Below are 22,324 nucleotides of genomic sequence, written 5' to 3'. Positions count from 1 at the left end.
AACGCAGGCTTCGCCAGCTGCTACAGATTGCGTTATGGCATAAACAGGGACATTGCTGACAGGTAAAGGTGTTTCCTGAGTAGGCCATCGCGGAACAACGCGTTGTTACAGATAAATAGATGTCGAAATATTCCGAACAAGACCTCAAACACATTCGAACTTTCCTACTTTTTCTATACYTTTTTCATCAGCTTACAGCGGATTCTTCATACATCGCCGAACCGTTGGGGTGCTTTAGAGTGGGCCCATCTGCTCACCTCTGAACGACTGCGAAAAAGGAATCAACATGCTACGGAACGCTACCACCCAGTACCCTATCCTGCTGGTCCATGGGCTCTTCGGCTTTGATCGGATCGGCACAAACGAACTCTTCCATAACGTCAAGCAATCCCTGCGAAGTGCGGGGGCCAGGGTGTTCATCCCTCACCTCTCGGCTACCCATAGCAACGAAGCACGTGGTGACCAACTCTTGGCACAGATCAATCGGGTCCTGGAAGGAACCGGCGCCGGCAAGGTCAACTTGATCGGCCACAGCCAAGGGGCATTGGCGGCACGCTATGCGGCGGCCATAGCCCCCCATTTGATTGCTTCGGTCACCTCGGTCAGTGGACCGAACCACGGCTCGGAACTGGCCGACTTCCTGCGCAAGGCGCTGACGCCCGGGCGGCTGCCGGAACATGTCGCAGCAACGATTGCGACGCTGTTCGCCGATTTTGTGTCGTTACTCAGCGGCAACGTGCACCTGCCACAAAACGCTGTCGCTGCGCTTAATGCTCTGACCACTGAAGGCGTAGGCGCTTTCAACGACAAGTTCCCTCAAGGGTTGCCGAGGACCTGGGGCGGCAAAGGGCGCGAACTGGTCAACGGCGTGCGGTACTACTCCTGGAGCGGAACGTTGCAGGGAAACAGGCTCGATGAGGGACTGGATGCGCTCGATCCGTTGCACGGGTTCCTCCGCGCCTTTTCCCAATACTTCACGACTGAAGCGGAGCAAAATGACGGCATGGTCGGCCGCTACAGTTCACATTTGGGAAAAGTGATCCGCTCCGACTATTCCCTGGATCATTTGAGCAGCCTGGGTCACACCGCCAGTCCTGGTCGCAAAGGCATCGACCCTGCGGCATTGTATGTCCAACATGCCGAGCGCCTGAGAAACGCCGGCCTTTGAACCGTACGGAACTTTTGACAAGAAATGGAGCACTGAATCCGGTAGTCTGCGCACTTTACTGTACGCAGATTATTGAAAGGAGTATTTCCCATGGCCAAAGCCACTGCCCGTCACATCCTGGTTGCCTCGGAAGCCAAGTGCAACGAACTCAAAGCCCAAATCGAAGGCGGCGCTGATTTCGCCGAAGTCGCCAAAGCCAACTCCACCTGCCCGTCCAGCCGTCAGGGCGGCGACCTGGGTTCGTTCGGTCCAGGCCAGATGGTCAAGGAATTCGACTCCGTCGTGTTCAGCGCTCCAATCAATGTCGTACAAGGCCCGGTGAAAACCCAATTTGGTTATCACCTGCTGGAAGTGACCAGTCGTCAGGACTGATCGATCCGCCAGGCTTTACGTGCAACGGCCCGCCAACTGGCGGGCCGTTCTGTTTCGGATACGTTTTTAGGCTGGCGAGGGACGCGCCGCTAGCGTACAAATTGTGCTTTTCGATCCTCCGGCTCTAAGGCTGACAATGCGACTGGCTTTCCCCACATTATTGTTCACTGCCGTGGCGCTGCTATTGGCCGCCGGTGTGAATGCTGCACCGCAACATGCGTTGACCGTGTACGGCGAACCCGCGAAGTATCCCGCCGGCTTCAGTCATTTTGCCTACACCAACCCACAGGCGCCCAAGGGCGGCACGATGCGACGTTCGGCAATCGAAATCGGTCATTTCGACCATATGCTGCCGTACATCGACAAGGGTATCGGCGTGACGCAAATTGACGGTTTGCTCTACTCGCCGCTGGCCCAGCGCTCGCTGGATGAGCCTTACACCGTATACGGCCTCGTCGCACAAAAGATGGAGCGCTCGGACGACGGCCTGTTTCTGCGCTTCTATCTCAACCCCAAGGCCCGCTTTGCCGATGGCAAACCGATCACGGCAGAAGACGTGCGCTACACCTTCGACTTGTTGATGACCCAAGGCAGCCTGCGCTATCGCACCCAATTCGCTGACGTCAAAGGCGTGGAAGTCGAGTCACCCCTGATCGTCCGGTTCGACTTCAAAAGCAATGAAAACCGCACCCTGCCCCTCGACATCGCAACACTGCCGGTGTTTCCCGAGCATTGGTGGAAGAGCCGCGACTTCGCCAATGGCGGCGGCTACGAGGCCCCTTTGGGCAGCGGCCCTTATAAAGTGAGCAAAGTCGATTCCGGTCGCAGCATCACTTTCGAGCGCGACGCCAATTGGTGGGGCAAAGACTTACCGGTCAGCCGTGGCCTGTACAACTTCGATCATTTCAGCATCGAGTACTTCGGCGACACCGACGTGGCGCGCCAGGTGTTGCGCGGCGGTGCTTATGACTACAACCGCGAATTCTCCGCCACCGGCTACTCCATCGGCTACGACAGCCCGGCCTTGAGCGACGGTCGCCTGCAAAAGGCGCACCTGGCAACCGACGCGCCGCAACCGGCCCAAGGGTTTGTCTTCAACCTGCAAAACCCGATGTTCCAGGATCGCCGCGTGCGTCAGGCCCTGATCATGCTCTGGGATTTCGAATGGAGCAACCGGCAGATGATGCGCGACATGTACATTCGCCAGCAGAGTTTCTTTTCCAACACCGACCTGGCTGCGCGGCAACTGCCTGATAAAGCGGAACTGGCCATTCTTGAGCCGTTGCGCGGCCAGATCCCGGACGAGGTGTTCACCAAGGTCTTCGAAGCACCGAAAACCGATGGCAGCGGTGTGATTCGCGACAAGCAATTACAAGCACTGGACCTGCTCGGACAGGCCGGCTGGAAACCCGATGGCGATCAACTGGTCAACGCCGAAGGCGAGCCGCTGAGCTTCACTTTCCTGGTCAGCCAGAACGGCATGGACCGTTTGCTGCTGCCTTATAAGCGCACTCTGAAACAGATCGGTATCGACCTGAACATCCGCCGGATCGATTCGTCCCAATACGTGAATCGCCTGATGAGCCGCGACTACGACATGATCGTCACCGGCTACCCGGTCACCACCTCACCCGGCGGCGAGTTGTTCAATTACTTCGGCTCGATCTCGGCCAACGACCCCGGTGCCAACAACTACATGGTGCTGAAGAATCCGGCGGTCGATACCTTGATCACCGGACTGGTCCGCGCCACCACCCAGCCGGAAATGCTGCGCTACGCCCACGCACTCGACCGGGTACTGCAATGGAACTACTACTGGATTCCCAACTATTACCCACCGGGCACATCGACCGTCTGGTGGAACCGGTTCGGCCGGCCCAACGTGCAGGCCAGCAATGACGAAGCCATCGAGAGCTGGTGGGAAATAAGCACCACCGCGCTGACCAACCAGCAAATGACGGCTGAGCAAATCAGTCGTGGCAAACCCGGAGGGCCGCATTGATGTGGGCTTACACACTGCGGCGCTTGCTGCTGATCATCCCGACGCTGGTGATCATCCTGTTGGTCAACTTCATCATCGTCCAAGCCGCGCCGGGCGGTCCGGTGGAACAGGCGATTGCGCACCTGCAAGGCATCGGCGGCGCGACCGTCGGCGGCGGCGCCGGTGAACGCATGACCGGCACTTCGCGCGCCAGTCGCGGGCTCGACCCGCAACTGATCAAGGACATCGAAAAGCAATACGGTTTCGACAAACCCGCCCATGAGCGCCTGTGGCTGATGCTCACCAGTTACGCCAGGCTGGACTTCGGTAAAAGCTTTTTCCGGGGCGCCACGGTCACTGACCTGATCCTGGAAAAAATGCCGGTGACCATCTCCCTCGGCCTGTGGGCGACGCTGATCACTTATCTGGTGTCGATCCCCCTGGGCATCCGCAAGGCCGTGCACCACGGCAGCCATTTCGATATCTGGAGCAGCACCGCGATCATCATCGGTTACGCAATGCCGGCGTTCCTGTTCGCCATGTTCCTGATCGTGGTGTTTGCCGGAGGCACTTCGCTGAACTGGTTCCCGGTGCGCGGGCTGGTCTCGGACAATTTCGAGTCCCTGTCGACCGTGGGCAAAATCGCCGACTACTTCTGGCACCTGGTGTTGCCAGTCACATCGCTGGTCATTGGCGGATTTGCCACGCTGACCATCCTCACCAAGAACTCGTTCCTCAATGAAATCACCCGCCAGTACGTGATCACTGCCCGCGCCAAAGGCATGAGCGAGCGCCGGGTGCTTTATGGGCACGTGTTCCGCAATGCGATGCTGCTGGTGGTGTCGGGTATTCCGCAGGCATTCATCAGTGTGTTTTTCGCCGGTTCCTTGCTGATCGAAGTGATTTTCTCACTCGATGGCCTGGGCCGCATGAGCTATGAAGCCGCGGTCTCCCGAGACTATCCGGTGGTGTTCGGTTCGCTGTTTATCTTCACCTTGTTCGGGCTCTTGATAAAACTCGTCGGCGACCTCTGCTACACCCTGGTCGACCCGCGTATCGACTTCGCCGCGAGGAATGCCTGATGTTCAAGCTCTCGCCGTTGGGTCGACGCCGTTTTGAGCGCTTCAAGAAAAACCGCCGGGGCTGGTGGTCGCTGTGGTTGTTCATCGGTCTTTTTATGCTGACGCTGGGTGGCGAGTTGATCGCCAACGACAAGCCGCTGGTGGTCAGCTATCAGGGGCAATGGTATTTCCCGGTGTTCAAACGCCACACCGAGCAGGAGTTCGGTGGGCAATTGCCGTTCCAGGCGGATTACCGCAGCGACTATGTGCAAAAGCTGATCAAACAGGATGGCGGCTGGATGCTGTTCCCGCCGATCCCGTTCAGTGACGACACACCCAATTACGACCTCAACAAACCCGCGCCGAGCCCACCCTCGGATGTGAACTGGCTGGGCACCGACGATCAGGCCCGGGACGTATTGGCCCGGTTGATTTTCGGCGCCCGAGTGTCAATCCTGTTTGCGTTGATGCTGACCTTTGTCAGCGCCCTGATCGGCATTGCCGCCGGGGCGCTTCAAGGTTATTACGGCGGCTGGGTCGACTTGATCGGCCAGCGCTTGCTGGAAGTCTGGTCCGGGTTGCCGGTGCTGTACCTGCTGATCATTCTCTCGGGGTTTGTCGAACCGAATTTCTGGTGGCTGCTGGGGATCATGGCGCTGTTTTCCTGGCTGGCACTGGTCGACGTGGTGCGCGCCGAATTCCTTCGAGGGCGCAACCTGGAATACGTCAAAGCCGCCCGGGCGTTGGGCCTGACGGATCGCAAAGTGATCGTGCGGCACATTCTGCCCAACGCGATGAACGCGACCCTGAGTTACCTGCCGTTCATTCTCACCGGGGCGATTTCCACCCTGACGGCCCTGGATTTCCTGGGTTTCGGCATGCCAGCGGGCAGCGCATCGCTGGGCGAATTGATCGGCCAGGGCAAGCAGAACCTGCAGGCGCCGTGGCTGGGATTGACGGCGTTTTTCACCCTGGCATTGATTCTTTCTTTACTGGTGTTTATCGGCGAGGCATTACGTGATGCTTTCGATCCGAGATCCTGACGCGGACTGTTGATATGAGTACCAACCTGATCGAAATCCGTGACCTCAGCGTCGCCTTCAGTGGTGAAACCGTGGTGAGCAAGCTGTGCCTGGACATCCGCCCCGGTGAATGCCTGGCGCTGGTCGGCGAGTCGGGGTCCGGTAAATCGGTGACCGCCCATTCGATCCTGCAACTGCTGCCCGAAACCGGCACCGAGTCCACCGGCAGCATTCGTTATCGCGGCAGGGAATTGCTCGGCGCGACGCCCAAAGTGCTGCGGGAACTGCGCGGCAACCGGATCGCGATGATTTTCCAGGAGCCGATGACGTCGCTCAATCCGCTGCACAGCATCGAAAAGCAGATCGGCGAAACCCTGCTTCTGCACAAAGGCCTGACCGGTAAACCGGCGCAAGCGCGGATCCTTGAGTTGCTGCACCTTGTCGGCATTCAAAAGCCCAAGGAGCGGCTCAAGGCTTACCCCCATCAACTCTCGGGTGGTCAGCGTCAGCGCGTGATGATTGCGATGGCCCTGGCCTGTGAGCCTGAGTTGCTGATTGCCGACGAACCGACCACGGCGCTGGACGTCACAGTGCAGCGCAAGATTCTGATCCTGCTCAAATCGCTGCAACACCGGCTCGGCATGTCGCTGCTGCTGATCAGCCATGACCTCAACCTGGTGCGCAGCATTGCCCAGCGTGTTTGCGTGATGAAGGCCGGGGAAATCGTCGAGCAGGCCACGTGCGAAACGATTTTTACCGAGCCAAAACACCCTTACAGCCGCATCCTGCTCAATGCCGAGCCGGAGGGTGAAGCCCTGCCCCGTGATGAGCGCGAGAACGTACTGGAAGTGGACAACCTGCGCGTGCAGTTCGCTCTCGGCGGTGGTTTGTTTCAGCGCAAGACTTACCTCAATGCCGTGGACGGCATCAGCCTCAACATTCAGCGCGGCAAGACGCTGGGCATCGTCGGTGAGTCCGGTTCGGGCAAGTCGACACTAGGCCAGGCGATCCTGCGCTTGCTCGACTCCCAAGGCAGCATTCGCTTTCAGGGCGAGGCACTGGATGGCCTGACGCAAAAACAAATGCGACCATGGCGCAAGAAAATGCAGGTGGTGTTCCAGGACCCTTATGGCAGCCTCAGCCCACGCATGTCGGTGGCACAGATCATCAGCGAAGGCCTTGAGGTACACAGCCAGTTGACCGACGAACAGTGCAAGGCCGAAGTGATTCGGGCACTGGAAGAAGTCGGCCTCGACCCGCAAAGTCGCCATCGCTATCCGCACGAATTTTCCGGCGGCCAACGTCAGCGCATCGCGATTGCCCGGGCGCTGGTGCTCAAACCGGCGCTGATCCTGCTGGACGAACCGACCTCGGCGMTGGACCGCACGGTACAAAAACAAGTGGTCGCCCTGCTCCGCCAGCTTCAGGAAAAACATGGCCTGACGTACCTGTTCATCAGTCACGACCTGGCGGTGGTGCGAGCCCTGGCCCATGACATGATTGTGATCAAGGACGGCAAAGTGGTGGAAAGCGGCGCCAGCCATGATGTGTTCGATTCGCCGCAGCATCCGTACACCAAAGAGCTTTTGGCGGCGGCGCATCCGCGGTAGGCATCATTTCAACAGGCAGTGAGACCGCGTCGCCCGCATCGCGAGCAAGCTCGGCTCCTACAGGTTGTACGGCGTTAGACCTGTGGGAGCCGGGCTTGCCCGCGATGAGGCCCGCCCCAGACACCACACTTTCTGGATATAAAACCCATGAACACCACCGAAAGCCTCAAGGATTACCAACGGGTCCGTCTGCTGGCGATCCGTTCGCTGTTCGAGATCATCGAGCAGTCCAGTGAAGGCACGGTGATTGTCGACCGCGATGCGAACATCGTGTGGATGAACGAGCGTTACGCCCGGCGTTTCGGTCTGGAATCGGCGCAAGGCGCCATCGGCAAGGCCTGCGAAAGCGTGATCCCCGGCAGTCTTTTGCGTGAAGTGGTGCGCACCGGGCGCCSGATTTTGTTGGACATGCAGGACACGCCGAAAGAGCCGCTGGTGGTCATGCGCCTGCCGATCCATGACGATGCCGGTGTGGTGATCGGCGCGATCGGTTTTGCCCTGTTCGACGAATTGCGCAGCCTGTCGCCGATGCTCAAGCGCTACATGAGCATGCAGGAAGAACTGGCGTCCACCCGCTCGCTGCTGCGGGCGCGGCAAACCAAATACAATTTCGCCCACTTCATCGGCACCAGCGCCGCCAGCCTGGAAGTCAAACGCCGGGCCCGGCGCAGCGCCAGTGCCGACTCGCCGGTGTTGCTGCTCGGAGAAACCGGCACCGGCAAGGAACTGCTGGCGCAGGCGATCCATGGTGCTTCGCCGCGTGCACATAAAGCCTTCGTCAGCATCAACAGCGCGGCGATTCCCGAATCGTTGCTGGAAGCGGAATTCTTCGGCACCGCCCCCGGCGCCTTCACCGGTGCCGACCGCAAGGGCCGCGCCGGAAAATTGCAGATCGCCCAGGGCGGCACCTTGTTTCTCGATGAAATCGGCGACATGCCGCTGCCGCTGCAAAGCAAATTGCTACGGGTTTTGCAGGAAAAGGAATTCGAGCCGGTCGGTTCCAACGAAGTGATCCAGAGTGATGTGCGGGTGATTGCCGCGACCTCCACGGACCTTGAGGCCGCGATCAAACGCGGCGAGTTTCGCGCGGATTTGTACTACCGCCTCAACGTGCTGCCCATCCACGTGCCGCCGCTGCGTGAACGCCTCGATGACCTGCCGGCACTCAGCGAAGCGATTCTTGAGGAGCTGCGCAGTCAGCATGAACTGAACCGCGAGGCGCTGGAGGTGTTGGGCCAGCACGCATGGCCGGGGAACATTCGAGAACTGCGCAACGTCCTGGAGCGGGCGGCGTTGCTCAGTGATGATCTGCTGCTGGRTGCCGACGAGATTCGTGCGGCGATTGGCACCTTCACGCCGGTGGAGCGAGCGGCACCGCTGATGATTGAGCCGGTTGCGCACGAGACGTTTAGCCAGGCTCGGGAGCGGTTTGACCGGCAGTTGATTGAGTCCGCACTCGCGCAATGCGGGGGCAAGGTGATTGAAACTGCGGCGCGGCTGGGGTTGGGTCGGTCGACGTTGTACAAGAAGATGGTGGCGCTCGGGATTGACGAGTCTCTATAAAGAGACACGAATCTCAATTATTAGACAGACCTTCGCGAGCAAGCCCGCTCCCACAGGGTCAGCTATTTTTCAGGAGAACGCCGTCAAACTGTGGGAGCGGGCTTGCCCGCGATGAGGCCATCACTGCCAAACAAGTCTCAATGTAGAGACACGCCCTCCAGATACCCGCACCATTTCCGGCACACCCCCTTGTATTTCAAGGCCTCTAGCCTCTGGCACGAATCTCGCTATAGGCCTTTTCCACAACAGATCTACCCTACAAAAATAACAATCCAGGAGACACACCATGAGTGTGATCATTGCCTTGGCAGCGCTCGCGCTGTTGATGCTGGCTGCTTACCGTGGCTATAGCGTTATCCTTTTTGCCCCGATTGCCGCCCTCGGCGCCGTCCTGCTCACTGACCCTTCCGCCGTCGCCCCAGCCTTTACCGGGGTGTTCATGGAGAAAATGGTCGGCTTCATCAAACTGTATTTCCCGGTGTTCCTGCTCGGTGCGGTGTTCGGCAAACTGATCGAGTTGTCCGGTTTTTCGCGCTCCATCGTCGCCGCTGCTATTCGCCTGCTCGGCACGCGCCAGGCGATGCTGGTGATTGTGCTGGTCTGCGCCCTGCTGACATACGGCGGCGTGTCGCTGTTTGTGGTGGTCTTCGCGGTGTATCCGTTTGCCGCCGAAATGTTCCGCCAGAGCAACATCCCCAAGCGTTTGATCCCGGCAACCATCGCCCTCGGCGCATTCTCGTTCACCATGGACGCCCTGCCCGGCACTCCGCAAATACAGAACATCATCCCCAGCACCTTCTTCAACACGACCGCGTGGGCGGCGCCGTGGTTGGGTGTGATCGGCGCGATCTTCGTGTTCTGCGCGGGCATGCTGTTTCTTCAGCGCCAGCGCAACAAGGCTCAGCTTGCCGGTGAAGGTTATGGCACCGAACTGCGCAACGAGCCGGAAACTGCTGCCGACATCAAGCTGCCCAACCCGTGGATCGCCCTGTCGCCGCTACTGGCCGTCGGCATCATGAACCTGCTGTTTACCCAGTGGATTCCGCAGTGGTACGGCAAGACCCACAGCCTCGCGCTGCCGGGTATGGCGGCGCCGGTCACCACCGATATCTCCAAGCTCACCGCGATTTGGGCGGTTCAGGCAGCCTTGCTGGTCGGCATCATCATGGTGCTGGTGTTCGGCTTCCAGGCGATTCGCGGCAAGTTGGCTGAAGGCAGCCGAAGTGCAGTCAGCGGTTCGTTGCTCGCGGCGATGAACACCGCTTCGGAATACGGCTTCGGCGCGGTGATCGCCTCGTTGCCAGGCTTCCTGGTGCTGGCCGACTGGCTCAAGAGCATCCCCAACCCGCTGGTCAATGAAGCGATTACCGTGACCTTGCTGGCCGGCATCACCGGTTCTGCGTCGGGCGGCATGAGCATTGCGCTGGCGGCCATGGCCAATGACTTCATCGCCGCTGCCCATGCAGCCAACATTCCGCTGGAAGTGCTGCACCGTGTGGCCGCGATGGCCAGTGGCGGCATGGACACCCTGCCGCACAACGGCGCCGTGATCACGTTGCTGGCGGTCACCGGCCTGACGCACCGCGAGGCCTACAAAGACATTTTCTGTATTACGCTGATCAAGACCCTGGCGGTCTTCGTGGTCATCGGCACTTTCTACGCCACTGGCATTGTGTGAGGTATTCATGACGACTCTTACAGGCAAAACTGCGCTGGTCACCGGTTCTACCAGCGGCATCGGCCTGGGCATCGCGCTCAGCCTGGCCAAGGCTGGCGCGAACGTGGTGCTCAATGGTTTCGGCGACGCCTCCAAGGTGATTGCCGAAGTCCAGCAGTTCGGCGGCAAGGTCGGTCATCATCCGGCCGACGTCAGCGACCCGGCGCAGATTGCCGACATGGTCGCTTATGCCGACCGTGAGTTCGGTGGCATCGACATTCTGGTCAACAACGCTGGCATCCAGCATGTGGCGCCGGTGGAAGAGTTTCCGGTGGAACGCTGGGATTCGATTATCGCGATCAACCTGTCGTCGGTGTTTCACAGCACCCGCCTGTGCCTGCCGCGCATGCGGGCCAAGAATTGGGGGCGGATCATCAACATCGCCTCGGTGCATGGCCAGGTCGGGTCGACGGGCAAGGCTGCCTACGTCGCCGCCAAGCATGGAGTGATCGGCTTGACCAAAGTGGTCGGCCTGGAAACCGCGACGACCCACGTCACCTGTAACGCGATTTGCCCGGGATGGGTGCTGACGCCGCTGGTGCAGAAGCAGATTGATGACCGCGCCGCGACCGGGGTTGATCCGCAACAGGCGCAGCATGATTTACTGGCCGAGAAGCAGCCGTCGCTGGAGTTCGTGACGCCGCCGCAACTGGGTGAACTGGTGCTGTTTTTGTGCAGCGAAGCCGGCAGCCAGGTACGTGGCGCGGCGTGGAATATTGATGGCGGGTGGTTGGCGCAGTAACCCACCCTGATCGTTCCCACGCTCTGCGTGGGAATGCAGCCCGGGACGCTCTGCGTCCCAAGTGCCGAACGCGGAGCGTCCGTTGAGGCATTCCCACGCGGAGCGTGGGAACGAGAGAAGAAGAGGCAAATCATGTCCGACATCCTCTGGCAACCCAGCGCCGAGCGAATCGCCAAGACGCGCATGGACGCCTTTCGGCGTTCCATCAGTCAGCGACACCACATCCATATCGATGACTACCCCGCCCTGCACCAATGGTCCATCGATCATCGCGAAGACTTCTGGCAAGCCATCGTCGATTTCTTCGACGTCCGTTTTCACGATCAGCCGGATGCGGTGTTGGTCGAGGGCACGCAAATGCCCAGCGCCCAGTGGTTCCCCGGCGCCACCCTGAATTTTGCCGAACACCTGCTACGCCGTCGCGACGATGCCATCGCGGTGATTGCCATTGGCGAGAATGGCCAGCGCGAACACCTGACGTGGGCGGAACTCGCCGAGCACGTTGCCGGGTTCCAACACAGCCTGATCGCTGCGGGTGTCGGCCTCGGTGATCGCGTAACGGCGTGCATGCCCAACACCTGGCAAACGCTGGTGGCCATGCTCGGCACCACGAGCCTGGGGGCGATCTGGTCCTGTTCGTCGCCGGATTTTGGCACCCAGGGCGTGATCGACCGTTTCGGCCAGATCGAACCGAAAGTACTGGTCACCTGCGCCGGTTACCACTATGCCGGCAAGGACATCGACCAGACCGGCAAAATCAATGAAATCCTGGAACGCCTGCCGTCGTTGCAGCAGTTGATCGTGGTGCCTTTTGCAAAGCCGCAGGCACACATCGTGGACTTCCACACCCCGGCCAATGTCACGCTCTGGGAGGATTTCTACGACGTCGGCGGTGAACCGGATTTCGTCCCCGTACCCTTCGCTCATCCGCTGTACATCCTCTATTCCAGCGGCACCACTGGCGTGCCGAAATGCATCGTCCACAGCACCGGTGGCGTACTGCTGCAACACGTCAAGGAACACGGCTTGCATTGTGATCTGGGCGCCGGCGACCGCCTGTTCTACTACACAACTTGCGGCTGGATGATGTGGAATTGGCTGGTCTCGGCGCTGGCGGTGGGTAGCGCCGTTGTCCTGTACGACGGCTCACCCTTCCATCCGGACCCGCAACGCTTGATCGACCTGATCGACGACGAGTGCATCAGCGTCTTCGGCACCAGCCCCAAGTACCTCGCGACCCTGGAAAGCAACGGCGTCAAACCGCGCGAAAGTCACGACCTGAGCAGCCTGAAAACCCTGCTCTGCACCGGCTCCGCGCTGTCACCGCAGAGTTACGATTACGTCTATCGCGACTTCAAGACTGACCTGTGCCTGGCCTCGATGTCCGGAGGTACCGACATCGTTTCGTGCTTCGTGAACAGCAATCCGTTTCAACCGGTATGCCGTGGCGAGATTCAGGGCAAAAGCCTGGGCATGGCGGTCGAAGTCTGGAACGACGACGGCAAGCCTGTGATTGGCGAAAAAGGTGAATTGGTGTGCACCCGGCACTTTCCGGCGATGCCCATCGGTTTCTGGAATGACCCGCAGCAGGAGAAGCTTCACACCTCGTATTTCAGCCAGTTCCCGGGTGTCTGGGCCCAAGGCGATTACGCCGAACAACTGCCGCACGGCGCGATGATGATCCATGGCCGTTCGGACGCGGTGCTTAACCCTGGCGGCGTGCGCATCGGTACGGCGGAGATTTACCGCCAGGTGGAAAAAGTCCCGCAAGTGCTGGACAGCGTGGCCATTGGTCAACAATGGCAGGGAGACGTGCGGGTGGTGCTGTTTGTGCGCGTGCGTGAGGGCGTTGAACTCGATGAAGCGCTGCAACAGCAGATTCGTCAGGTCATTCGAGACAACACCACGCCCCGGCATGTGCCAGCGAAGATCGTCGCGGTGACCGATATTCCACGGACCATCAGCGGCAAGGTCGTCGAGTTGGCGGTACGCAATGTGGTGCATGGGCAAAAGGTCAAAAACACCGATGCACTGGCCAATCCCGAGGCGCTGGAACAGTTCCGAAACCGCCCCGAACTGCAGGATTGAAAATGTTTCCCTGTGGGTCAGCGTCATTACAGTTGGCCCGCGGGGCTGACAGCGCATCGATTTCCATGGCAAAAAGCGCCCGCAAAGCATTCAATGCAAAAATAATGACCCCAAACGGGCCATCCAGCGTCTACCCCTCTACGAGAAAAGCAGACGCCGCCACACCGGTTTAAACGCAGGACGACTTGATGAACGCATTCCCCATCGGCAGCGATGCCCAGGCCTTGATTGCCAGGCTGGACTGGACACGCACCCCATTGGGCGCGGCCGGCACCTGGCCACAGAGCCTGCGCACCGCCGTGGATATCGTGATCCACTCACCGATGCCAATGCTGTTGCTGTGGGGTCCGCAACTGACACAGATTTACAACGATGGCTTCGCCCTCCTCGCCGGCAGCAAGCATCCACACGCTTTCGGACAGCCGACGCATCAAATCTGGCCAGATCTCCAGGACTTTACCGACCCGATTTACAGCGCTGTCCTACAGGGCCAGGTACGCACCTACAGCGAACAGCGCTTTACCTTGCAGCGTGACGGTGCGGATTCCGACTTCTGGCTGGATTTGACCTACAGCCCGATCCGCGATGAAAGCGCCGAGGTCGCCGGAATCCTGGTCACCGCCATTGAAACCAACGAACGCCGCCGTATCGCGCTGGAGCTTGAACAGCGCTCAGCCGCGAGCCTCAAGGCCCAGCGCGAAACCGAGCAACGCCTGCAACTGGCTTTGGCCGCCACCGACGCGGTCGGCACCTGGGATTGGGACATCGGCGAAGACCGTTTCCTCGCCGATGCCCATTTCGCCCAACTGCACGGCGTCAACCCGGAACTGGCCGGGCAGTTACCCATCAGCGAGTACTTGCACGGCGTGCACCCCGAAGACCGGGCGATGATCGCGCGCAGCATCAAGCACTGCATCACCCATGGCACCGAGTACGCCGAGGAGTATCGCCTGCTGCAACCCGACGGCCAGTTGCGCTGGGTGTTTGCCCGGGGTCGTTGCTATAAGGATCACCATGGCCGGCCGATGCGTTTTCTCGGGGCGGCGCTGGACCTTACCGAGCGCAAACACACCGAACAGGCGCTGCGCCAAAGCCAGACCGAGCTGCAACTGATCATCAATGCCATGCCGATCCTGATCAGCTACGTCGACAGTGAAGAGCGTTTTCGCCTGAACAATTCCGCCTACCTGGACTGGTACGGCCTGACGCCCCAAGAGCTCTTTGGCAAAACCATTCGTGAAGTGCTGGGTGACGAGGCCTATGCGTTGCGCGCCGAATACATCGGCGAAGCCCTGAAGGGCAAGCCCTGCAGTTTCAGTATCAGCACGCCACACCGTGACGGCAGCCTGCGCCAGGCGCTGATGAATTACCTGCCGCGCCACGGTGCGGACGGCGCGGTGAATGGTTTCTACATTTTTGTAATCGACGAAACCGAGCGCAAGCAGACCGAGGAAGCCTTGCGCAACCTCAACGAAACCCTGGAAGAGCGCGTCGCCGCCCGCACACAGCAGTTGGCCGAARCCAACCAGCGTCTGCAGAACGAGATGGTCGAACGCGAGCGTGCCGAGGACGCCTTGCGTCATGCACAGAAAATGGAGGCCGTCGGCCAACTCACCGGCGGTATCGCCCATGACTTCAACAACATGCTCACCGGGATCATCGGCAGTCTCGACCTGATGCAGCGCTACATCGCCGACGGGCGTACTGCCGAGATTGGCCGTTTTACCGAAGCCGCCGTGTCCTCGGCCAACCGCGCCGCCGCGCTGACCCATCGCCTGCTGGCGTTCTCCCGTCGCCAGTCACTGGATCGCAAGCCGCTCAATGCCAACGAGCTGGTGCGTTCGCTGGAGGATTTGCTCAGCCGGACCAAGGGCGACCACATCGAGCTCAAACTGCAACTGGCCGATGAAGTCTGGTCGATCAGCACCGACGTCAGCCAACTGGAAAATGCCCTGCTCAACCTGGTGATCAACGCCCGCGATGCGATGCCCGGTGGCGGCGAACTGCTGATCGAAACGGCGAATGTTTACCTCGACGGCAGCGACATCACCACGGTGGAACCGGTCAAGGCCGGGGACTACGTGATGATCGCCGTCAGCGACAACGGCACCGGCATGACACCGTCGGTATTGGCCAAGGCGTTCGACCCGTTCTTCACCACCAAGCCCATCGGCCAGGGCACCGGCCTGGGGTTGTCGATGATTTACGGCTTCGCCCAGCAATCGGGCGGGCATGTCAGCCTGTTCAGCTTGCCGGGCCAGGGCACCAGCGTGCGCCTGTATTTGCCACGCCTGCACGCCATGGAACCGCAGGACGTGCTGACGCCGGTGACGGGCGAGGCACCCGCAGCGATTGCCGGGGAAACCGTGGTGTTGGTGGAAGATGATCCGGCGGTGCGCATGCTGGTGCTCGATCTGCTCAAAGAGCTGGGTTACCACGCTTACGAAGCCGAAGATGCGACAACGGCCCTGCCCTTGCTGGAATCTGATTTGCGCGTCGACCTGCTGGTGACCGATGTCGGGCTGCCGGGCATGAACGGACGGCAGCTGGCAGAGATCGCCCGCCAGCATCGCCCGGGACTGAAAGTGCTGTTCATGACCGGTTACGCGGAAACAGCCGCCGAACGCCAGGGGTTCCTCGAAGAAGGCATGGACATGGTCGCCAAGCCTTTTTCCATTGATCTGCTGGCCAACAAGATTCGCACGATGATCGGCCAACCGGACTGAGTTAAGGCATAATCGCGCGCCCCGCTGGTACCAACATAGCCACCACCGTTGCAAGGTATGCCCCAATGAAAGCTCAAGCCCGCCATATTCTGGTGAAAACCTCGGAAGAAGCCGAGCAGCTCAAACAACGCATCGCCAAGGGCGAAGCCTTCGATGTGCTGGCCAAAAAGTACTCCACCTGCCCGTCCGGCAAGCGCGGCGGCGACCTGGGTGAAGTTCGGCCGGGGCAGATGGTCGGGGTCATTGATGCGGTGATTTTCAAGAAACCGCTGCGGGTGGTGCATGGGCCAATCAAGAGCAAGTTCGGGTATCACCTGGTGCAGGTGTTTTACCGGGATTGATCGGTTGGCTGTTGGGCCCCATCGCGGGCAAGCCCGCTCCCACAGGTTTTGTGAACACCGAAGATCCACTGTCGGAGCGAGCCTGCTCGCGAACCGATGGCGCAGCCAGTGGCCATCCACCGCTATCTTGGGATCAACGCCCCCGGCACCTGAATCACCCGGCTTGCCAATCGATGCCCCGCCTCCGCCGCCTCGGCCGGGCTCCCGCCCTTGAGTCGGCTGGCCAGATACGCCGCACTGAACGAATCCCCCGCCGCCGTGGTGTCTACAACGCGCTCGACCTTCTGCGCCGGCACCTCGAACATCTCGCCGTCGCAACGAATCAAACAGGCCTCGGCGCCACGCTTGAGCACCACTTCCGGCGTACCGATCTGCTCGTAAGCCTCGAACACCGCCTCGCCGCTGGAGAAATGAAACAGCGCCTGCTCGTCCTCAAGGGTCAGCAACGCCAGGTCCACATACGGCAAAACACTGCGATACGCCGCGCGAGCTTCTTCGACTGAAGTCCACAGCCGTGGCCGATAATTGTTGTCGAAGACGATCCGCGCATCTCGCTGACGGGCCTCAATCAACGTTTCCAGCAACTTTTCCCGACCTTGCACACCGAGCACCGCCAGGGTAATGCCGCTGAAATACAGCACATCGTAATCCGGCAGCGCCGCCAGGATCGGCGCGGCCGCTGGCGTGGTGAAGCAATCGCGCACGGCGGCTTCGTTGCGCCAGTAGAGGAAACGGCGCTCACCGGCGGCATCGGTCTGGATGCAATACAAACCGGGCAAGCGACCGGGCAAACGCTGGACCATGCCCAAGCCGATGTCTTCGCTGGCCCAGTGCTGGCACATCGCATCGCTGAAACTGTCGTCGCCCAGGGCCGTGACGTAGTCGACGATACCGCGCTCGCCCAGTTCACGGGCCAGGTAGACGGCGGTGTTCAGGGTATCGCCGCCGAAGCTTTGTTGGAGGCTGCCGTCGGCGCGATGTTGCAGCTCGATCATGCATTCGCCGATCAGGGCGATGCGTGGGGCATCTGGCCCCAGGGTGTTGATGGTGTGCATTGTGTGGGGTCTCTGGTGTTTCTTTGTTGTCTGGGCGGGCCTCATCGCGAGCAAGCTCCGCTCCTACAGGGATCGTCTAACCCCTGTAGGAGCCGGGCTTGCCCGCGATTGCCGCACCTCGGTATCAAGCCTTAGAAACAGGTTTCCATGGTTTCGATGACATTCAGCTGTTCATCCACCAGACACCCGGTACGCCACTTGTCGAACGTCAGGCACGGGTGCGAGGTGCCGAACGAAATGATGTCGCCCACCCGCAATTCAACCCCCGGCGCGACGGTCATGAACGCGTGTTGATCCATCACCGCTGTCACCTTGCAGGCGCTGACGTCATCGCCGTTGGCCGGGATCACCCCGGCCTTGTAACGCAGCAGCGGCACCGGCAAACCGGCGTCGTAGGCCACATCGCGCTTGCCCAGGGCAATCACCGCAAAACCCGGTTCCGGCATCGACTGCACGTGCGCCCAGACTTCCAGTGCCGGGCGCAGGCCTTCGTGCAGGTCGCTGCGACGGTCGAGCACGCAGCACTGCGCTTCTTTGTAGATGCCATGATCGTGCGCCACGTAGCTGCCGGGACGCAGCACGCTGAGGAAACGGCCGCCGGCGTTTTGCGCTTCGAACTCCTCGGCAATCAAGTCATACCAAGCCGATCCCGAAGCGGTGATGATCGGCTTGGTAATCGCAAATGCGCCACTGTCCTGCAACTGCACGGCCAAGCGCACCAATGACCCGGCGAAATCACGAATGCCGGTGACCGCATGATCACCATGGATCACGCCTTCGTAGCCTTCGATACCGGTCAGTGCCAACGCCGGTTGTGCGTTGATCGCTTTGGCCAGTGCGAGAACTTCGTCTTCCGTGCGGCAACCGCAACGACCACCCACCACGCCGTATTCGATCATCACGTTCAGGCGCACACCGCGCGAGGCAAAGAACGCCCCGAGGTCGGCGACGTTGTCCGGGTGATCGACCATGCAATGGAAATCAAAGGTCGGGTCTGCCAGCAGATCGGCGATCAGCGCCATGTTCGGCGTGCCCACCAACTGGTTGGCCATCAGCACCCGACGCACACCGTGGGCGTAAGCCGCGCGAGTTTGCGTAGCGCTCGCCAGGGTGATGCCCCAGGCACCGGCGTCCAGTTGGCGGCGAAACAGTGCCGGGGTCATGCTGGTTTTACCGTGGGGCGCGAGTTCGGCACCGCTGTTGCTGACAAACGTCTGCATCCACCGAATGTTGTGCTCCAGCGCTTCGCGGTGCAGCACCAGCGCCGGCAGGCTGACGTCGCGTACCAGATTGGCGCCGGTCTGGGCAAAGCCCTTTTCCACGGCGGCAGTATTTTGGGCAGTAGACATGGTCGAGCTCCTCACATTCGCGGCCACATGCAGCCGCTGTTATTCGTTGATACGCCGGGCCAGGCTGTTGGCGCTGTCGATCAGCACCCGGCGATAAGCGTCGTAATTGTTCTTGGCATCGTCCCGTGGGGCGACGATGCACAGGGTCGCGATGGCCACGCCCGTCGGGTCTTTGACCGGAGCGGCGAAGCAGTGGGTAAAGGTGTCGGCGACACTATCGAAAGAGAAGAAGCCCTCGATACCGGCCTGACGGATCTCCTGGAGAAACTGCTCCAGCGCCAGACGCTCGCCGTTGGGCAGGATGAAGTCGTCGTGGTCGATCAAGTCGACGATTTCCTGGTCACTCAAGTGCGTCAGCAGAAGGCGCCCGGACGCCGTCCACGGAATCGGCGCGTTCTCGCCGATGTCCGAAGAAATGCGGAAATGCCGCTCGCCTTCCTTCATCAGCGCCACCGTGTATTTGCGCCCGTTGAGCAGGCACATCTGGGCGGTTTCATGGGTCTGGCTGACGATCTCCTGCAAGGCATGATCAGCCTCGCGGGTCAGGTCGAAATGACGCAAATGCGCCTGTCCCAGGAAGTACAGCTGACGGCCGAGGTAAACGTGACCGTCCTTGCCCACGGCCTCCAGAACCCGACGTTCCAGCAGCGAGGCCACCAGTTCGTAGACCGTGGATTTCGGACTGCCGATGCCGCTGGCGATTTCGTTCGGGCGCAGGGGTTTGCCGATTTCCTTGAGGAAGTCGAGGATATCGAACGCCCGGTCCAGCCCGCGTGCCCGGCGCTTGATGGTGTCTTCGGTCATGTCAGTGGTTCCCATTCAAATTCGCCGGGGAGTTTACCCAGAGTCCCGCGGTTACCGTTAGGCCGCCATCGCTGGCAAGCCAGCTCCCACAGGGATTGTGTGAACACTGGAGATCCAATGTGGGAGCGTGGCTTGCCCGCGATGTAGTCACCTCGGTTCAGGCCTTTTTCTTGTACGCGATGCAGTCGATCTCAACCTTGCAGTCGACCATCATGTTCGCCTGCACACACGCGCGCGCCGGGGCGTGCTCGGGGCTGAAGTACTCGGAAAACACTTTGTTGAAGCTCCAGAAATCCCGTGGGTCTTCCAGCCATACGCCCGTGCGCACCACGTCTTCCAGGCCATAACCGGCCTCTTCGAGAATCGCGATCAGGTTTTTCATGGTCTGGTGAGTCTGCTCGACAATGCCACCCACAATGATTTCGCCATCCAGCGCCGGCACCTGGCCAGACACATGCAGCCAGCCATCGGCTTCAACGGCGCGTGCAAAAGGACGGGGCTGGCCGCCACCGGCGGTGCTGCCGGTGCCGTAACGAGTAATGCTCATGAGTGTTTCTCCTGATTGAGAAGTGAAAATGCTTCTGAAAAAAATCAGAAACGCGTGTTCTTGAGAAATTCCGCCAGACGCGGCGATTGCGGGCGTTCGAACAGCTCCTTGGGTGGCCCCTGCTCTTCAATGCGCCCCTGATTCATGAAAACGATCTTGTCCGAAACTTCGAATGCAAAACGCATTTCGTGGGTGACCAGCAACATGGTCATGCCTTCGTCGGCCAGGCCCTTGATCACGTTCAGCACCTCGCCGACCAGCTCAGGGTCGAGCGCCGAGGTGACTTCATCAAACAGCATCAGGCTCGGGTTCATCGCAATCGCCCGGGCAATCGCCACGCGCTGTTGCTGACCGCCGGACAACTGACCGGGATAGTGATCACGGCGCTCCAGCAAACCGACGCGCTCCAGCCATTTTTCCGCCAGCGCGACCGCTTCGTCCTTGTGCAGCTTCTTGACCTTGAGCAAACCCAGCGTGACGTTCTGCAACGCCGTAAGGTGCGGGAACAGGTTGAACTGCTGGAACGCCATGCCGGTCATTGCACGATGACGGGCGATGACTTTTTCCGCATGGCGCACACGCTTGCCGTTGACCTCGTCATAACCGATGGACTCGCCATCGAGCATGATCTGCCCACCCTGAAACTCTTCGAGCATGTTCACGCAACGCAACAGTGTGGTTTTGCCCGAGCCGCTGGAGCCGATCAGTGTGACGACGTTGCCGCGCTGCATGCTCAGGTCTACGCCCTTGAGCACTTCGAGCTTGCCGTACTGTTTGTGCAGCYCGCGAATGTCCAGCAGGGCCTGGCCGTTTTGTATGTTGGAAGTTTGAGTCATGGCAAGGCCACCCGCTTTTCAATGTGCCGGCCGAGTAATTCGATGCCGTAGTTGATGACGAAAAACAGAAATCCGGCGAACAGGTAAAACTCCAGGGTCATGAAGGTCCGGGCGATGATCTGCTGCGTGCTGAGCAGCAACTCGGCCACACCGATCACCGACAACAGGGTCGACGCCTTGACGATCTCGGTCGATGAGTTGACCCAGGTCGGCAGGATTTGCCGCAGCGCCTGAGGCAACAGCACATACCCGAGGGCCTGATAAAACGTCAGGCCGATGGCTTTGCTCGCTTCCATCTGCCCGCTGGGTAATGCCTGCAACGCACCGCGCACGATTTCGGCGACGTGGGAGCCGCAAAACAGCGTCAGACCCAAGGCACCGGCCTGAAACGCGCTGATCTGCCAACCCAGTGCCGGCGCCATATAGAAGCAGGCCAGCACCAACACAAATACCGGCGTCCCGCGAATCAGGTCGACATAAAAACGAAACGGCGCGCGCATCCAGAACTTGCCGTAGGTCAGCACCAGGCCGGCGACAATGCCGACCATCGTGCCCAGCAAAATGGCCAGTGCCGACACCTGCACGCTGGTCAAAAAGCCTTGCCACAACACTTCGCGGGCCACCCATAACTCATTCAACCAACTGGGGGATTCGTACATGGGGCCTCCTATCGGCGGATCGCCAGACGCTGTTCGAGGTAACGCAGCATCATGGCAATGAGGTAGCAGGCCGCAACATAGAGCGCCGTGGTCACCAGCCAGGTTTCAATCACCCGGTAGCTCTCGACATTGATCTTGCGCGCGTAATAGGTCAGCTCCGGCACGGCAATCGCCGCGGCCAGAGAGGTGTCCTTGAACAGCGAGATGAAGTTGTTCGACAAGGCCGGCAGCACATTGCGCAACATCACCGGTACGGTGACGTACGCCTTGACCTGCCACTCGCCCAGGCCAATGGCCAACCCGGCCTCGCGTAGCCCCTTGGGAATACTCAGCAAGCCACCCCGGAACACTTCGGTCAGATACGCCCCGGCATACAGCGACAACGTGATGATGAACGACGGGATCTTGTCCAGGCGAATGCCCAGGCTGGGCAAGGCAAAGTAGATCAACAGAATCAATACCAGAATCGGCGTATTGCGGATCACCGTCACATACACCGACGCCAGCACCCGCAATGCGCGGTGCTTCGAAAGCAAAGCAAACGCCATCATCAGGCCGATCACGCAGCCGATGGCGATCGACACCAGTGCCAGTTCGAGGCCCAGACCGAGCCCCGCCAGCAAGGTGTCGAAATCGCGCCACACGGCGGCAAAATTCAACTGATAGTTCATGGTCAGCAGTAC

General features: G+C 60.2%; 19 protein-coding genes. 12 read left to right on the top strand and 7 right to left on the bottom strand.

Annotated elements, in window-relative coordinates:
• Positions 1–286: 286 nt before the first annotated feature.
• The 12 genes from AC1D2P_RS12735 (at position 287) to AC1D2P_RS12680 (ending at position 16,391) form a co-directional block, all read left to right on the top strand.
• Positions 287–1,168 (top strand): lipase family alpha/beta hydrolase, encoded by an 882-nt coding sequence (locus AC1D2P_RS12735; RefSeq protein WP_477757537.1) that lies wholly within the window; start codon positions 287–289, stop codon positions 1,166–1,168.
• A 90-nt stretch (positions 1,169–1,258) separates the two neighbouring features.
• Entirely contained in the window at positions 1,259–1,540 is a 282-nt protein-coding gene (locus AC1D2P_RS12730) for a peptidylprolyl isomerase (protein ID WP_046027422.1), read from the top strand.
• A 136-nt stretch (positions 1,541–1,676) separates the two neighbouring features.
• Entirely contained in the window at positions 1,677–3,542 is a 1,866-nt protein-coding gene (locus AC1D2P_RS12725) for an extracellular solute-binding protein (RefSeq protein WP_477757536.1), read from the top strand.
• Entirely contained in the window at positions 3,542–4,603 is a 1,062-nt protein-coding gene (locus AC1D2P_RS12720) for a microcin C ABC transporter permease YejB (protein ID WP_109784720.1), read from the top strand. The genes AC1D2P_RS12725 and AC1D2P_RS12720 overlap by 1 nt, the downstream gene beginning before the upstream one ends.
• A complete protein-coding gene (locus AC1D2P_RS12715) occupies positions 4,603–5,625 on the top strand; it encodes an ABC transporter permease (RefSeq protein ID WP_477757535.1) in 1,023 nt (340 codons plus the stop codon). The genes AC1D2P_RS12720 and AC1D2P_RS12715 overlap by 1 nt, the downstream gene beginning before the upstream one ends.
• 14 nt (positions 5,626–5,639) lie before the next feature.
• Complete coding sequence (locus AC1D2P_RS12710) at positions 5,640–7,214, top strand: ABC transporter ATP-binding protein (protein ID WP_477811457.1); 1,575 nt, start codon at positions 5,640–5,642, stop codon at positions 7,212–7,214.
• 147 nt (positions 7,215–7,361) lie between these two features.
• A complete protein-coding gene (locus AC1D2P_RS12705; protein ID WP_477811456.1) occupies positions 7,362–8,777 on the top strand; it encodes a sigma-54 interaction domain-containing protein in 1,416 nt (471 codons plus the stop codon).
• A 286-nt stretch (positions 8,778–9,063) separates the two neighbouring features.
• A complete protein-coding gene (locus tag AC1D2P_RS12700; RefSeq protein ID WP_477757533.1) occupies positions 9,064–10,455 on the top strand; it encodes a GntP family permease in 1,392 nt (463 codons plus the stop codon).
• Between the two features lie 7 nt (positions 10,456–10,462).
• On the top strand, positions 10,463–11,236 hold the full coding sequence (gene hbdH / locus AC1D2P_RS12695) for a 3-hydroxybutyrate dehydrogenase (protein WP_223524772.1): 774 nt from the start codon (positions 10,463–10,465) through the stop codon (positions 11,234–11,236).
• A 132-nt stretch (positions 11,237–11,368) separates the two neighbouring features.
• Positions 11,369–13,324, top strand: a complete 1,956-nt coding sequence (locus tag AC1D2P_RS12690) for an acetoacetate--CoA ligase (protein ID WP_258668050.1) — start codon at positions 11,369–11,371, stop codon at positions 13,322–13,324.
• Between the two features lie 188 nt (positions 13,325–13,512).
• On the top strand, positions 13,513–16,050 hold the full coding sequence (locus AC1D2P_RS12685; RefSeq protein WP_477811455.1) for a PAS domain-containing hybrid sensor histidine kinase/response regulator: 2,538 nt from the start codon (positions 13,513–13,515) through the stop codon (positions 16,048–16,050).
• Between the two features lie 65 nt (positions 16,051–16,115).
• On the top strand, positions 16,116–16,391 hold the full coding sequence (locus AC1D2P_RS12680) for a peptidylprolyl isomerase (RefSeq protein ID WP_007898282.1): 276 nt from the start codon (positions 16,116–16,118) through the stop codon (positions 16,389–16,391).
• A 122-nt stretch (positions 16,392–16,513) separates the two neighbouring features.
• Here the strand turns inward: AC1D2P_RS12680 and AC1D2P_RS12675 are convergent, their stop codons facing one another.
• The 7 genes from AC1D2P_RS12675 to AC1D2P_RS12645 all read right to left on the bottom strand — a co-directional run bounded on the left by AC1D2P_RS12675 (position 16,514) and on the right by AC1D2P_RS12645 (position 22,312).
• Positions 16,514–17,446, bottom strand: coding sequence for a sugar kinase (locus AC1D2P_RS12675; RefSeq protein ID WP_077430240.1), 933 nt, complete (start codon positions 17,444–17,446; stop codon positions 16,514–16,516).
• 131 nt (positions 17,447–17,577) lie between these two features.
• Positions 17,578–18,795, bottom strand: a complete 1,218-nt coding sequence (locus AC1D2P_RS12670) for an amino acid deaminase (RefSeq protein ID WP_223524766.1) — start codon at positions 18,793–18,795, stop codon at positions 17,578–17,580.
• Between the two features lie 39 nt (positions 18,796–18,834).
• Positions 18,835–19,599 (bottom strand): IclR family transcriptional regulator, encoded by a 765-nt coding sequence (locus AC1D2P_RS12665; protein ID WP_223524763.1) that lies wholly within the window; start codon positions 19,597–19,599, stop codon positions 18,835–18,837.
• Positions 19,600–19,756: 157 nt separating this feature from the next.
• A complete protein-coding gene (locus AC1D2P_RS12660; protein ID WP_046027435.1) occupies positions 19,757–20,146 on the bottom strand; it encodes a RidA family protein in 390 nt (129 codons plus the stop codon).
• Between the two features lie 44 nt (positions 20,147–20,190).
• A complete protein-coding gene (locus AC1D2P_RS12655) occupies positions 20,191–20,982 on the bottom strand; it encodes an amino acid ABC transporter ATP-binding protein (RefSeq protein WP_477811454.1) in 792 nt (263 codons plus the stop codon).
• The gene (locus AC1D2P_RS12650; RefSeq protein ID WP_109784715.1) at positions 20,979–21,641 is read right to left on the bottom strand and encodes an amino acid ABC transporter permease; all 663 of its coding nucleotides are present in this window, start codon (positions 21,639–21,641) and stop codon (positions 20,979–20,981) included. The genes AC1D2P_RS12655 and AC1D2P_RS12650 overlap by 4 nt, the downstream gene beginning before the upstream one ends.
• A gap of 8 nt (positions 21,642–21,649) precedes the next feature.
• Positions 21,650–22,312, bottom strand: coding sequence for an amino acid ABC transporter permease (locus tag AC1D2P_RS12645; protein WP_109784714.1), 663 nt, complete (start codon positions 22,310–22,312; stop codon positions 21,650–21,652).
• Positions 22,313–22,324: the final 12 nt, after the last annotated feature.

The organism is Pseudomonas sp. P1_F1_2, assembly GCF_056405815.1.
This window is presented reverse-complemented; position numbering and strand designations above follow the sequence as displayed.